This is a genomic window from Vulgatibacter sp. (assembly GCF_041687135.1).
Taxonomy (GTDB): Bacteria; Myxococcota; Myxococcia; order Myxococcales; family Vulgatibacteraceae; genus JAWLCN01.
The window spans coordinates 608,293-622,457 of record NZ_JAWLCN010000001.1; the positions used below are offsets into that span (position 1 = coordinate 608,293).

The following is a 14,165-nucleotide window of genomic DNA, read 5'->3' on the forward strand; positions in this document are numbered from 1 at the left end:
CTCCTGCCGGCAGGGGTGGCCTGCCGTATTCTCGGGCGGAGTATCAGCGGAACCGGGGGTCGTGTTTAGGTTCGAGAATCCGAAAGCAGCGGCGCTTCGCTCCCGGTGCGGGCGTATACCGAAAGCTGCAGCCCCGGTGCCCCGTATACCCGCGGAGAATGCGAAATTTCGCGCGGCCTTCGCCCTCGTGACGCGAGGAAGCCCCCGGGCCTTACGGCCACCGGGGGCTTCGGCGCAGCCGTCGCTGCGGATCAGAGGAAGTAGATCCGCGCGGTGAAGAGGGCGTGGGTGCTGAGGAGCGAGGCATCCACCTCGATATCCGGCTGCTGCCCTTCCGGCTCCGGATCGAACTCGACCTCCGGCTCGCCCAGGTCGACGTAGTTGAGCTGCGCTTCGATCCCGAGGCTGAAGTTCGGGGTGAGGAAGGCCTCGCCGCCCACCGCCGCGCCGATCCAGAAATCGGTGGAGGTGACCTTCGTCGTCTGGGAGTCCTCCTCCTCGCCGAAGCGGACGGACTCCTTCTCCTCGCTCGAACGGAAGATCACGCCGAGCTTCGGCCCGAAGTAGATCCGCGTCCGCTCCTCCACCGGCACCGACCAGGCGATCCCGCCGCCGAGGCGGAAGGCGCTGGTGTCGAGCTCGAAGCTCTCGCGATCCCCTTCGAAGGAGAAGGTCTCCTCGGCGCTGGTCGCCAGGTAGCCGAACTCCGGCTCGATCCGCAGCGCGCCGAACCACATCGGCACGCTCACGTTGGAGAAGCCCACCGGCAGGAAGGTGACTCGCTCGCTGCCCACGAGGTTGATGTTGGCGACGTCGACGCTGCCGCCGATGCCGATCCGGAACGGCTTCTCCTCCTGCGCGGCGGCGGAAAGGGGCAGGGCGGCGAGGAGGGCGGGCAGGGCCCAGCGGGCGATGCGCATCGGGTCGGTCCTTTGCTGTGGGTGTGAGCGCATTCGACAGCCGGGGAGCCGCCCTTGTCGAGCGGGAGCCTGTGAAAAACCCCGCTTCCGCCGCTGGCCGCTTCGGCTAGAGTGCGCGGCTTTCGGGCAGCAGGAGGAGAGCGATGGCAGGCGACGTTCCGGTGGTGCAGGGAGTTCGGTGGGGCGCGGTGGAGGCGGGGATCCGCAAGCGCGGCGGCCTCGATCTCGGCCTCGTGCTCTGCACCTGGCCCGCTGCCTCCGCGGCGGTCTTTACCCAGTGCGAGGCGGCTGCGGCGCCGGTCCTCCTCTCGAAGGCCCGGGTGCGCCGGGGCAAGACCGCCGCCATCCTCGTCAACGCCGGCTGCGCCAACGCCTGCACCTCGGACGGCATGGAGGTCGCAGAGGAGTCGACCGCTGCCGTCGCCGACGTGGCGGGCTGCAAGGAGAACCAGGTCCTCGTCGCCTCCACCGGCGTCATCGGCCAGCGCCTCCCCGCCCACAAGATCGTCGAGGCGATGCCCGCCCTGGTGGGCGACGCCAGCGAGGACGGCCTCGACCGCTTCGCCCGGGCGATCATGACCACCGACACCTTCCCCAAGGTGAGCGGGCGCTCCTTCGGAAAGGCCACGGTCGCCGGCTGCTCCAAGGGCGCCGGGATGATCATGCCGAACATGGCCACCATGCTCGGCTTCCTCGCCACCGACGCCCACGTGCCGCCGGCGGACCTGCGCCTCCTCCTCAAGGCCGTGGCCCACGACACCTTCAACGCCATCACCGTCGACGGCGACACCTCCACCAACGACTCGCTCTTCCTCCTCGCCACCGGCGCCTCCGGCGTGGTGGCGGAGACCGGCTCCCGGACCTTCAAGCAGCTGGAGAAGGCGCTGCGCGAGGTGTGCACCGATCTGGCCACCTCGATCGCCCGCGACGGCGAGGGCGCCACCAAGCTGATCAAGGTGCGGGTCGAGGGGGCCAGGCACGAGCGGGACGCCGACGCCGTGGCCCGCCGCATCGCCAACTCGCCGCTGGTGAAGACGGCGATGCACGCAGCCGACGCCAACTGGGGCCGCATCGTCGCCGCCGCCGGCACCGCAGGCGTCCGCTTCGACGCCGACAAGCTCGAGGTCCGGATCGGGCCCGCGGTGATGTGCAAGCGCGGCGTGGCCACCGCCCCCGAGAACGAGGTGGAGGCGACCCGGCACCTGCAGGGCCGGGAGGTCGAGGTCCTGGTGAAGCTCGGGGCCGGCAAGGCCGCCCGGACCATCTGGACCTGCGATTTCTCGGCGGCGTACGTGAAGATCAACGCCGAGTACCGGACCTGACGGCCCTTCCATCGGTCGCCCGACCGATGGACATACGATCGGGGCGGCCTCGTCGGAGGCAGATCCGGCGCCCCACTTCTGTTGATCCATTGGGCGTGGTCGTGCTATGCGACCCCGCCCTCGCCGTTTTCCGGCTTCGTCCGGAGACCGAGGCAATCACTCACACGCCGGATGGCCGACCAGCGGTGCCCCCGAGAACCCGGGGGTCTGGCGGCACCCACGGCGTGGCGGAAACAACCGAAAGGAAGCACCACGTGGAGACGACCGAGAACATGAACCAGCAGGCGGGCGGCGAGGCCACCGAGTCGATGGCCGCCCCCATGGCAGCCGCTGCTGCCGGCACCACGATCAGCATGAAGGCGCTGCTCGAGGCCGGTGTGCACTTCGGCCACCAGACCCGCCGCTGGAACCCGAAGATGAAGCCCTTCATCTTCGGTGCCCGGAACGGCATCTACATCATCGACCTCCAGAAGACCGTCCGCCTCGCCCGCGGCGCCTTCCGCTTCGTCGCCGAGATTGTCGGCCGCGGCGGCAGCGTCCTCTTCGTGGGCACCAAGAAGCAGGCCCAGGACGTGATCACCGAGGAGGCGAAGCGCTGCAACCAGTACTACGTCACCAACCGGTGGCTCGGCGGCACGCTCACCAACTTCAAGACCGTCAAGCAGGGCATCGACCGCCTCAAGACCATCGAGAAGATGGCCGAGGACGGCACCTACGAGAAGCTGCCGAAGAAGGAGGTCGCCCTCCTCGAGCGCGAGCGCGAGAAGCTCGAGAAGAACATCGGCGGCATCAAGGACATGACCCGCCTTCCTTCGGTGATCTTCGTGGTCGACCCGAAGAAGGAGCACCTGGCGATCCACGAGGCGAACCGCCTCGGCATCCCGGTGGTCGCCGTCGTCGACACCAACTGCGATCCCGAGGGCATCGACTACGTCATCCCGGGCAACGACGACGCCATCCGCTCGATCCGCCTCTTCGCCGGCAAGGTCGCCGACGCCACCCTCGAGGGCATGGCGCGCTACGCCGCCCACCGCCACGAGCGCGGTGACGAGGACACCCGCGAGGCCCGCGAGGGTCGCGAGGACGAGGGTCGTGGCGACCGCCGTGGCCCCCGCGGTGACCGTGGCGACCGCCGCGGTCCCGGTGGCGGCCGTGGTCCCGGTGGCCGTGGCCCCGGTGGCGCCGGCGGCCGTGGTCCCGGCGGCGCCGGTGGCGAGCGCCGTGGCCCCGCCGTCGAGGTGGTGCGCCGTGGCGCAGCTCCCGCAGCAGAGGCGACCGCCACCGAGGGTGGCGAGGGCAGCTCCGAGCAGTCGGAGTAAGCAGCTCCCCTCCTCGCAAGACCTTCGCGACGCGGCCTGCGGGCCGCGTCGCCCGTTTTTCCTTCCTCACCGAAATCTTGAGGTGAAGCATGGCTGAAGTTACCGCTGCTGCGGTCAAGGAGCTCCGCGAGAAGACCGGCGCGGGCATGATGGACTGCAAGAAGGCGCTCGGCGAGACGGGCGGCGACATCGAGAAGGCCGTCGACTGGCTCCGCCAGAAGGGCCTCTCCGCCGCTGCCAAGAAGGCCGGCCGCGCCGCCACCGAGGGCGCCGTCGCCAGCTACATCCACGGCAACGGCAAGATCGGCGTGCTCGTCGAGGTGAACTGCGAGACCGACTTCGTGGCGCGCAACGACGCGTTCCAGGATCTGGTCAAGGACATCGCGATGCACATCGCCGCCGCTGCGCCGGTGGTGGTCCGCCGCGAGGAGCTCCCCGCCGACATGCTCGAGCGCGAGCTCGACGTCTACCGCGGCCAGCTCAAGGAGCAGGGCAAGCCCGAGAAGATCTGGGACAAGATCCTCGAGGGCAAGAAGGACAAGTACTACTCGGACGTCTGCCTCCTCGAGCAGGCCTTCGTGAAGGATCCGGACAAGAAGGTCCAGGACCTGGTCAACGAGGCGGTCGCCAAGATCGGTGAGAACATCACCATCCGCCGCTTCGCCCGCTTCGTGCTGGGCGAGGGCCTCGAGAAGAAGTCCGAGGACTTCGCCGCCGAGATCGCCAAGACCGCCGGCCTCGCGTAAGGCCGCCGTCCAGGGCGAGAAGCGAACGGCCCGCCTCCCTCCGGGGAGCGCGGGCCGTCGTCGTCTCGGGGGAGGTGATCCCGGCCGGTCCCGGGCCACATCTGCAGCCGCGGGAGGGGTGGGGCGGATCGCATCCGGCCAATTCCGGGGGACTGGAGACGATCCGCCCGCCCCTCCTGCAGTTCTACCGCAGCACTGCAGCCAGGCGAAGCCACCCGCCGTGCGGAGGCGGACAGGGGACGGATCGCGCCTTGACCCCCCACGGTGCGCACGCTACAAACCGCCCGCATTGCCAGCGGGGAAAACACAATGGCCGAGCCGAAGTACAAGCGCATCCTCCTCAAGCTCTCGGGCGAAGCGTTGATGGGGGAGGGCAAGTACGGCATCGACACCAACACGCTCTCCCAGATCGCTTCCGAGGTGAAGGAAGTGATCGAGCTCGGCGTCGAGGTCGCCCTCGTCATCGGCGGCGGCAACATCTTCCGCGGCGTCTCCGGCGCAGCCAAGGGCATGGACCGCTCCAGCGCCGACTACATGGGCATGCTGGCCACGGTCATCAACTCCCTGGCGCTCCAGGACGCCCTCGAGAAGATCGACGTGAGCACCCGGGTGCAGTCGGCGATCGAGATGCGCCAGGTGGCCGAGCCCTACATCCGCCGCCGCGCCAGCCGCCACCTCGAGAAGCACCGGGTGGTGATCTTCGCCGCCGGCACCGGCAACCCCTTCTTCACCACCGACACCGCAGCCGCGCTGCGTGCGATGGAGATCCGCGCCGACGTGATGCTCAAGGCCACCAAGGTCGACGGTGTCTACACGGCCGATCCCATGAAGGACAAGAGCGCGCGGCGCTACGCCACCTTGAGCTACATGGACGTGCTCCAGAAGGAGCTCAAGGTGATGGACGCCACCGCGGTGTCGCTCTGCATGGACAACGACATGCCGCTCGTCGTCTTCGACCTCACCAGCCCCGGCAACGTGCTGCGTGTGGTCAAGGGCGAGGACGTCGGCACGCTCGTGGGCAAGATCCCCACGAACATCGCTTGAAGGAGCTTTGAAGCCATGGCGGACGTGATCAACGACTTCAAGGGCCGGGTCGAGAAGACCCTCGACGACCTCCGGCGCGAGCTCTCCAAGATCCGCACCGGTCGCGCCAACGCGGCGATGCTCGACGGCGTGCAGGTCGAGTCCTACGGCGCGAAGATGCCCCTCAACGCCGCTGCCACGGTGAGCGTCCCCGACGCCCGCACCATCGTGATCAAGCCCTATGACAAGTCGCAGATCCCTGCGATCGAGAAGGGGATCAACGAGGCGCAGATCGGCATCACCCCGCAGAACGACGGCACGGTGATCCGCCTGCCGGTGCCTCCCCTCACCGAGGAGCGCCGCAAGGAGATCGCCAAGCAGGTGAAGACCAAGGGCGAGGAGCACAAGGTCGCCGTCCGCAACCTGCGCCGCGACGCCAACGAGTCGGTCAAGGGCCAGACCAAGAACGGCGAGATCTCCGAGGACGACGAGAAGCGCCTTCTCGATCAGGTCCAGAAGGAGACCGACGGCGGCATCGCGAAGATCGACGAGATCGTCGCCAAGAAGCAGAAGGAGGTCATGGAGATCTGATCGGGCCCTTTGCAGGCTCGTGATGTTCTCCCGCGATGGCGGCTCGACGTACCGATCGAGCGGAACGTCTCCTCGACCTGGTGAGCTTCTTCCTCGCCGCAGCCGGAAGGCCTGCGTCGTGGGAGGAGCTCCAGGACGCCTTCCCCGATTATGCGGAAGGCAGCGAGGATGCCCGCCTTCGCAAATTCGAGCGGGACAAGGCCGAGCTCCTCGAGCTCGGCGTGCCCGTCGAGTACCAGCCGCCCGAAGGTGGTGAGCCGGGCGGCTACCTCGTCCCCAGGGACCAGTACTACCTGCGCGATCTCTCGCTCGCGCCCGAGGAACTCACCCTCCTCACCGTCGCCGGCTCCGCTGCGCTGCAGCAGCCCGACTTCCCCTTCCGTGCAGACCTGGCCCACGCCCTCGACAAGCTGCTCTTCGTGCAGCAGGGGGCGACGCGCGCCGTGCAGGCGCCGGTGGTCCACCTGCCGGGGCAGGGGGCGCGGGCGGGTGTGGTCGAGGCGCTCGGTCGCGCGGTGGCTGCCCGCAAAGACGTCACCCTCCGCTACCGATCGTTCCGCGGCGAGGAGACGGCGCGCACGGTGTCGCCGTGGGGGCTCGCGTGGCGGCGGGGGGCGTGGTTCGTCGTGGGGCATTGCCACCTGCGAGAGGGCCCGAGGACCTTCCAGGCGGAGCGGATCCTCGCCCTCGAGGTGAACGCCTCGCGGCCGAAGCAGACCGATTTCGTCGTGCCCCCGGGGTTCGACGTGGCGGCGTACGTGGGCCGGGCGCCGTGGCAGTACGCGGTGCACGGCGCCGAAGAGGTGGAGGTGCGGCTCGACGCCGAGGTGGCGCTGCTGGCGCGGGGGCGCTTCGGCGCCGACGCGCAGGTCGAGGCCCTGGCCGACGGCGCGGTGCGGGTGTTGCTCTCGGTGCGCAACCGCGAGGCGGTGGTGCGCGAGGTGCTCGCGCTGGCGCCGCATGCAGAGGTGATCGCGCCGCCGTCGCTGCGGGCGCAGGTCGAGCGGATCGCTTCGGCGATCGCCGCCGTGCACGAGCGTGAGGCGGGGCCGGTCGAGCGGGTGGCGACGGCGGCGGTAGAGGCACCTGCCGAGAAGCCGGCGGTGAAGGGCACGCCGTCCGCCGGTGCCGTAGAGCTGCAGGAGCGGATCCGCCGGGCTTTGTTCCTGATCCCGTGGGCGGTGCGCCACCGCGGCTGCACCGTCGAGGAGCTCGCCGCTGCGGCGCACCTTACGCCCGACGAGGTGCTCGCCGAGATCGACTTCCTCCGGCTCATCGGCCGCCCGCCCTTCTCGCCGGCGGAGATGGTCGACATCGACGTCATCGACGGCAGGGTCGAGGTCTTCCTCCCGCAGGGGCTCTCCCGGCCGCCTTCGCTCACGCCGCTGGAAGCCGCGGCCCTCGACGCCGCTGCGTCGGCACTCGCCACCGAGGGCGGCGAGGCGCTGGCGAGCGCGCGCCAGAAGCTCCGCGCCGCGGTGCCTCCCGCTGCACGCCCGCGCTTCGACGATCTCGCCGGCCGGGTGCGGCTCGCGCCGGCGGGCCTCGATCCCGAGACCGCGCGGGTGATCGATCGCGCCATCGCCGATCGCCGCGAGCTCCAGTTCACCTACTGGACCGCGGCCCGCGCCGAGGCCTCGCGCCGCACCGTGCGCCCGCTCGAGCGCGTGCTCCACCAGGGCTATTGGTACCTGCACGCCTGGTGCTGCGACCGGCGCGACAGGCGCCTTTTCCGCTTCGACCGCGCCGTCGACTTCGCGCCCACCGATCGCACCTTCGTGCCCCGCGCCATCGACGAGAAGGCCCGCTTCGCCGCGGCCTCCCTCTACGCCCCCAGCGATCGCGCCGTGCCCTGCTCGGTGGTGATCGCCCCCGGCCCCTGGGCCACCGACGAGACCGCCCGCCGCCTCGGCGCCGCCACCTGGCAGCACCGCGGCGACGGCAGCCTGCTGCTCGAGTTGCAGGCCGACGGCAGCGCCTATCCCGTCGCCGCCGTGCTCACCCTTGCTGGCAGCGCCGAGCTCCTCGCTCCGTCTGGCCTGCGCACCCGCGTCGCCGAGGTGGCCCGCGCCGTCGCCCACCGCCACACGTAGCCTGCGTCACGGTGCCGGTGGCCCCTCGAGTACCAGTTCGAGCACCTGGCGCTCGTGCGGGACATCCTCGAGCGGTCCGCACGCCGCGTCTTCGGTCGGCTGGAGGAATGCGCTTTGCAGGATCAGCCGCAGCGGATGGAGCCCTGGCTCGGTCGGCGAAGCCTGATCCCACTCGAGGGTCGCGACATGGTCGGCATGTCCGCGATAGACATACGGGCTCGGGTTCGAACCAAGCTGCACCTGCTCGTCACCACGGAATGCGAGCAGCGCCATTCGCGACTCAGCCGCGACCGCGCCCATCAGCGGTGCGAACCGTAGACGCAGGCGTCGCGGCGTGCTGGACCACGGAATGACGTAGGGGAGCCGCTCGCCGGTTACCGCGTCCTCGAATTCTACCGTTCGGTAGTCGGGCGCAGGGAGTTGGACGAGTGGTTGCTCCTGAACGTCCGGAAACTCGGTGCCGTTGACCATGAGCGCAAACGACCAACCGTGGGTCAGCGGGAGGCCGAGAGGCCGGTTGGGGTCGGAATGCACGGGGTCGACGGCGCGGATCATCGCGAGCAGTGCGCCCGTGTGCGCACCAGTCGGAATGTCCACGGTGGGGACCTCGACACGGAGCCGCAGCTCCTCTAGATCGCCCTGCCGCAGCTGCGTCACGTACGAGAGCGCGGTCTCACCGTCGTAGCGGGCGGGAACAACCCGCCCGTCAACGAGAAACACCAGGCTGACGTCCGTGTGGCTTCCGCTGAATTTCGAGCCGAGCCCCAGGATGGTATCGATGACGATCGGTTCCTCCCCCGTGATCCAGTAGCTCCCGAACCACCGGCCACAATTCGCCTCGGGAGATGGGATGGCCTGGAAGTAATGCTTCGTTGACCGGTTGGGCCCCGAGCGGGGGATGCACTCACATGCAGTCGGCTCTTTGAACGGCGGAGGGGGAGGTGGCCCCCCGCTCCCGCCCACGCCGAGCGAACCACCGGCACCGCCCCCGCCCGAGCCGCCCTCGGCTAGAGAACCAAGGCGGTCGCCTCCGCAGCCAGCGACGAGCGCCAGGACCCATAGGAGGGGAAAAACTCGCAGCTTAGGCCCGCCACTCATGGGGTGTAGTCGTAATCACTGGCGCCGGCCGTGTAGGACTCGCCGTAGTGGACGCCCTGGATGGAGACGTAGACCGGAGGCACGGCCTTCTGCTCCCAGAGTAGCACCTCGACCGATACCTGATCCGTATCGTGAGCCTCCGCGTAGCCGGGGATTGGCGTCCCGTCGACCGAAGCCAGGATGTCTACCCAAAGGTAGTTGTCCCGGGGGACATCGCGGGTGCAGGGATAGGGCAGCGGAACCGGGCCGGGCGCGTAGCAAATGGCAGGTTCGGTCGGCGAATAGCTCGCATCGAACTCGATCGTCGTACCCGTCGCGAGGACGGTCTCGCACGGACCAATGACGGAGCAGGGAACCGAGAACGTATCAGTCCGGAGCCGGCCCTCGACGCGGTACAGCGGCGGGACGGCTCCTCCGTCGTCCGGGAGGATGATCGATCGGTGCGTGTACTGGGCGGGATCGAGGCATCCGTCGTGCACGCAGATGTCGATGCCGGCGACTTTGACGGTGCCGCTCTCGCCACCGAGCATGCGCAGCACGACCGCCTCAGCCTCGTGGAACTTGCCGTCCTTGTAGTAGTAAGGCTTGCCGAGAACCTCGACGTTGAGCTCGTAGCCGACGACGACACCGCTCTTCAGGACCGGCAGCGCGTTGAATTGCGTCTGCATGTGGTTGACGAAATCAGCGAGCGTCAGGAATTCGGGCCCGGTGGCAGGAAGCGTCACGAGACCGTTTACGCCCCGCGCATCGACAATGAAGGTTCCAGCCGGCCCGAAGCTCGTCTGGACCTCCTTCATCGGATACCAGGTCTCAGGGTCGGAAGCGAAGGCCGAGGCGGGGAGGGCACACACACACACACACATGCAGATCGCAGTCAACAGCGTTCTCATCGTCTTCTCCGGTCGTAACTGAAGCGGGCACCGTGAGTCTCGCATGTGCACTCGTCTGCTACGCAACGCCCCGGAAAGGGGCAGTTGGCAGCGTGGGATAGAGGCGGCTCGGCAGTTCGAGCCACGCTTCGCCGGCCCCATTACCTCCGCAAAGTCGTGACCCCTCCCGTGCATCGACATGCGGCTGTTTGCAGTTTTCTCCAGCGTCAGGCCTCTTCGTCATCCGTCAGATTCACGCGCCCGATGGGCCGGATGACGCGCGCGACGGAGCGAAGAACTCTCGGTTCGCACGGGTCCTCCGTCTGCCACGCCAGGCATTCCAGCGTCAGCGTCCACACCTGCTCGATCCGCTCCTCCATCGGCGAGAGGGGCGGTGTCGCGGCACCTGCGGGGCGCTGCCGCTCGCGTATGACGCGGACCGTGCGAGGCCTGCCCGAACGTTCGTCGCTCACGTTTTGGAGGATAGCGCACGAGCCGACCGGCAGCAGTGTCCTCGTCTAGTTGCACCTGGGCAGGCGGCCGGCTCGTCCGCCGAGGGCCTCGCCGACGCGGCGGAGCAGCTGCCGGGTCTGCGCCTCGTGGGGCTGCAGGTCGGTCTCGAAGAGTGCTGGGGGCACCAGTGCCGCCAGCCCGTCGAGCCTCTCGACGTGTGCGGCCAGCGCCTCGTGCAGATCGGCGGCCGACGGCGGGCAGCGCTTCGCCGCCTCGGTGAGCAGCCAGAGCTGCTCGTGGATCCCGCGGATCACGAGGAAGGCCCGGTCGCGCACCGCGTCTGGCTGGCCGGCGCAGGCGCGGGTCGTGCGCTGCCCGGCGCCGTGGCAGTCGTAGACCACGCAGCCGCCGCATCCACGCGCGGCGAGCTCGGCGTGGATCGCACAGCGATCGTCCCCGGTGAGGTTGGGGCAGCGCACCCCCGCCGGCTTGTCGAAGGCGAAGTCCTCGCCCCGCTCGAACGACGGCGCCACGCAGCAGAGGGCTGCACAGGCGGCACAATCGGCGACGAGATCGGAGGGACGAACCACGGGAACACCTCGGCGCGCCGGCGCGCACCCGGCGGGCGTACCGCGGAACGCCCTGGTTGAAAAGGGCAACGGTCCTTGCGCAGCGGCACGGCGGGCCTAACGGCAGACGAGCCGGGAGGTTCCCATGAGCCTGCACAGCTGGCGGCGGCCCGACGCAGCGAAGAGTCCCCTCGAGGGGCCGGTGGCGATCCTCGGCCTCGGCGACGTCCACCGCGGAGACGACGGGCTCGGACCCGCGGTGATCCGGCAGCTCCGCGCGCGCTACCTCTTCGACGAAGACGCCGTCCGGATCGGGGACGAGAGCGCACCCGGTTTCGACTTCGGCACCTTCTTCGCCGGCGTACGGGCGGTGATCCTCATCGGCGCGGTCCACGACGCGCTCGAGGGCCCGGGCACGCTGCGCTGGTTCCGGCGGGACACCTTCCGTGCACCGGGCCCGCGCCGCGCCCTCGAGCGCTTCGGCGATCTGCAGGATGACTTCCTCCTCCTCGGCGCGGTTCCCGGATGCCTCGATGCGACGACCGGCCTGACGCCGCAAGTACACGCGGCGGTGCCGCTCCTCGTGCAGGGGGCGATCGTCGAGCTGGAGCGGCTCGGGGTGCGGGCGAGGCAGCGTCGCGGCGCGAAGGGCGAGGCCGGGCCCACCCAGAAGCACATCTAACGCCGTCGTGCGCACCCGCGACAGGGGCGGGCGCGCGAGGCGGGGCGGGGAGGCGGCGAGCCGCAGCGAAGGCTCGCCGCCTCTTTTTTTTCTCCAACGATTCGCGTCGGTTGGGCGCCGCGAGGTGGCCTCCCCAACGCTGACCCTCGTTCCGGGGTGGAGCCGTCTTTCGCGAATGGAGCGAGGCTGGGGACTCCAGCCACCCGCAGCCCACGGAGCGAACGATGCCCGGCAGGCGCATCGACATCACCGGCGTCGTGCAGGGCGTGGGGTTCCGCCCCTGGGTCGCCAGAATCGCCAGGGCCCAGGGACTCGTCGGCAGCGTCCGCAACCACGCCGCCGGGGTGACCATCGAGGCCGCCGGGAGCGACGAATCCCTCGCCCGCTTCCTCGAGCGCTTGCGCCACGAGGCGCCGGCGGCGGCGCGGCTCGAGCGCATCACCGATGCGCCGGCGAACGTGGTGGCGGCGGACTTCGCCATCGTCGCGAGCGGCGCCGGCCAGAAGCGTGTCTCGGTGCCGCCCGATCTCGCCACCTGCCCCGACTGCCTCGCGGAGATCCTCGACCCCGCCGACAGGCGCCACGGCTACGCCTTCACCAACTGCACCGCCTGCGGGCCGCGCTTCACCGTCGCGGTGGACGTTCCCTGGGATCGCCCGAACACCTCGATGGCGGGCTTTCCGCTCTGCGCCGACTGCGCCAGCGAATACGGCGACGAAACCGACCGGCGCTACCACGCCGAGCCCATCGCCTGCCCAACCTGCGGCCCGCGCCTCTCCCTCCTCGACGAGCGCGGCGCGGCGATCCCCTGCGCCGATCCAATCGCCGAAGCCGCCACCTGCCTGCAGAACGGCGGCATCGTCGCCATCAAGGGCCTCGGCGGCTTCCACCTCGCCTGCGACGCCACCAACGAAGAGGCGGTGCTCCAGCTCCGCCAGCGCAAGCACCGCGAGGCGAAGCCCCTGGCGGTGATGGTGGCGGGCCCCGACGAAGCCACCGACCTCGCCTTCCTCGGCGACACCGAGTGGGCCCTGCTCCAGTCGACGGAGCGCCCCATCGTCCTCGCCAGGCGCCACCGCAACAGCAGGCTCGCGCCCTCGGTGGCGCCGGACACGCAGCTGGTCGGCCTGCTCCTGCCCTACACGCCGCTCCACCACCTGCTCGTCGCCAGCGTGGGCCTGCCGCTGGTGATGACCTCCGGCAACCGCGCCGACGAGCCGATCGCCATCGACAACGACGAGGCGGTGCGGCGGCTCTCCGGCATCGCCGACCGCTTCCTCGTGCACGACCGCCCCATCGCTTCCCGCTGCGACGACTCGGTGGCCCGGGCGATCGCCGGGGCGCCGGTGGTGATGCGCAGGGCCCGGGGCTGGGTGCCGCGGGCGATCCCGCTGCCCGCCGCCGTCACCCAGCCGATCCTCGCCTGCGGCGCCCAGCTCAAGAACACCTTCTGCCTCGCGGTGGGCGACCAGGCGGTGCTCGGTCCGCACGGCGGCGATCTCGACCACCTCGAGGCCTTCGCCGCCTGGGAGGAGGCGATCGATCGGATGGAGCGCTTCCTCGGCGTCCGACCCGAGGTGGTCGCCCACGATCTCCACCCCGACTACCTCTCCACCCGCTACGCGGAAGGAAGGCCCGGCCGGCGCATCGCCGTGCAGCACCACCACGCCCACGCGGCGGCGGCCCTCGCCGAGCACGGCCTCGAGCGCGCGCTCGCCCTCACCTGGGACGGCACCGGCCTGGGGCCCGACGGCAGCGCCTGGGGCGGCGAGCTCCTCCTCGCCACGCGGGCTTCCTTCGAGCGGGTGGCCACCTTCCGGCCGGTGCGCCTCGCCGGCGGCGAGCGGGCGATCCGGGAGCCGTGGCGGGTGGCGCTGGCGCTGGTCGACGACGCGATGCCGCACGCGCCGCTGGAGAAGCTCCTGCCCCACGTCGCCCCCCGCGAGATCGAGGCGGTGCGGCAGCTCCTCCGGGCTGGCGTGAACAGCCCCGCCGCCCACGGCGTCGGCCGCCTCTTCGACGCAGCAGGGAGCCTCGTCCTCGGCCTCGACCACGCCCGCTACGAAGGGCAGGTGGCGATGGCGCTGGAGACCGCCGCGGATCCCTGGGAGCGGGCCCACTATCCCTTCGCGATCCTCGACGCGGCGATGCCCTGGCAGATCGATCTGCGCGAGGGCGTGCGGGCGCTGGTGAGCGATCGCCTCGCCGGCCTCTCGGCGAAGCTCCTCGCGGCGCGCTGGCACGAGACCCTCGTCGCTGCAGGCGCCGCCGTGGTGCGCCGGGCGCTGGCCCATTACGGCTCGATGCCGGTGGTGGGGAGCGGCGGCTGCTTCCAGAACGCCCGGCTCGCCGCCGGGATCCGCACCGCCCTGGGGGGCAGGCTTTCGTTGCACCGCGAGGTGCCGCCGGGAGACGGCGGCATCGCGCTCGGACAGGTGGTCGTCGCCGCAGCGGCGATCGCCGCGAAATAGGGGGAGGAA

At 70.3% G+C, this 14,165-nt stretch carries 12 protein-coding genes; 8 read left to right on the top strand and 4 right to left on the bottom strand.

What is annotated here, in order from left to right:
- Nucleotides 1-251 precede the first annotated feature (251 nt).
- Nucleotides 252-920 (bottom strand): outer membrane beta-barrel protein, encoded by a 669-nt coding sequence (locus ACESMR_RS02790; protein WP_373044856.1) that lies wholly within the window; start codon nucleotides 918-920, stop codon nucleotides 252-254.
- A gap of 143 nt (nucleotides 921-1,063) precedes the next feature.
- Between ACESMR_RS02790 and argJ the strand changes: the two genes are divergently transcribed.
- From argJ to ACESMR_RS02820, 6 genes are all read left to right on the top strand, one after another.
- Entirely contained in the window at nucleotides 1,064-2,242 is a 1,179-nt protein-coding gene (gene argJ / locus ACESMR_RS02795) for a bifunctional glutamate N-acetyltransferase/amino-acid acetyltransferase ArgJ (protein ID WP_373044857.1), read from the top strand.
- 320 nt (nucleotides 2,243-2,562) lie between these two features.
- A complete protein-coding gene (gene rpsB / locus ACESMR_RS02800) occupies nucleotides 2,563-3,561 on the top strand; it encodes a 30S ribosomal protein S2 (protein WP_373045217.1) in 999 nt (332 codons plus the stop codon).
- Between the two features lie 89 nt (nucleotides 3,562-3,650).
- Complete coding sequence (tsf, locus tag ACESMR_RS02805) at nucleotides 3,651-4,307, top strand: translation elongation factor Ts (protein WP_373044858.1); 657 nt, start codon at nucleotides 3,651-3,653, stop codon at nucleotides 4,305-4,307.
- A 309-nt stretch (nucleotides 4,308-4,616) separates the two neighbouring features.
- Nucleotides 4,617-5,351: a UMP kinase gene (pyrH, locus tag ACESMR_RS02810; protein ID WP_373044860.1), complete on the top strand. Its 735-nt coding sequence runs from the start codon at nucleotides 4,617-4,619 to the stop codon at nucleotides 5,349-5,351.
- Between the two features lie 15 nt (nucleotides 5,352-5,366).
- Complete coding sequence (gene frr, locus ACESMR_RS02815) at nucleotides 5,367-5,921, top strand: ribosome recycling factor (RefSeq protein WP_373044861.1); 555 nt, start codon at nucleotides 5,367-5,369, stop codon at nucleotides 5,919-5,921.
- A 35-nt stretch (nucleotides 5,922-5,956) separates the two neighbouring features.
- Nucleotides 5,957-8,014 carry a helix-turn-helix transcriptional regulator gene (locus ACESMR_RS02820; RefSeq protein WP_373044862.1) on the top strand — a complete coding sequence of 686 codons (2,058 nt, stop codon included), beginning with the start codon at nucleotides 5,957-5,959 and terminating at the stop codon, nucleotides 8,012-8,014.
- A gap of 6 nt (nucleotides 8,015-8,020) precedes the next feature.
- Here ACESMR_RS02820 and ACESMR_RS02825 read toward each other — a convergent pair whose 3' ends face one another.
- From ACESMR_RS02825 to ACESMR_RS02835, 3 genes are all read right to left on the bottom strand, one after another.
- On the bottom strand, nucleotides 8,021-8,734 hold the full coding sequence (locus ACESMR_RS02825; protein WP_373044863.1) for a hypothetical protein: 714 nt from the start codon (nucleotides 8,732-8,734) through the stop codon (nucleotides 8,021-8,023).
- 374 nt (nucleotides 8,735-9,108) lie between these two features.
- Nucleotides 9,109-9,909 carry a hypothetical protein gene (locus ACESMR_RS02830; protein WP_373044865.1) on the bottom strand — a complete coding sequence of 267 codons (801 nt, stop codon included), beginning with the start codon at nucleotides 9,907-9,909 and terminating at the stop codon, nucleotides 9,109-9,111.
- A 590-nt stretch (nucleotides 9,910-10,499) separates the two neighbouring features.
- Nucleotides 10,500-11,024, bottom strand: a complete 525-nt coding sequence (locus ACESMR_RS02835) for a hypothetical protein (protein WP_373044866.1) — start codon at nucleotides 11,022-11,024, stop codon at nucleotides 10,500-10,502.
- Between the two features lie 124 nt (nucleotides 11,025-11,148).
- On the opposite strand from ACESMR_RS02835, the gene ACESMR_RS02840 reads away from it, so the two are divergent.
- Nucleotides 11,149-11,685: a hydrogenase maturation protease gene (locus ACESMR_RS02840; RefSeq protein WP_373044868.1), complete on the top strand. Its 537-nt coding sequence runs from the start codon at nucleotides 11,149-11,151 to the stop codon at nucleotides 11,683-11,685.
- Nucleotides 11,686-11,909: 224 nt separating this feature from the next.
- Nucleotides 11,910-14,156, top strand: a complete 2,247-nt coding sequence (hypF, locus tag ACESMR_RS02845; RefSeq protein WP_373044869.1) for a carbamoyltransferase HypF — start codon at nucleotides 11,910-11,912, stop codon at nucleotides 14,154-14,156.
- Nucleotides 14,157-14,165: the final 9 nt, after the last annotated feature.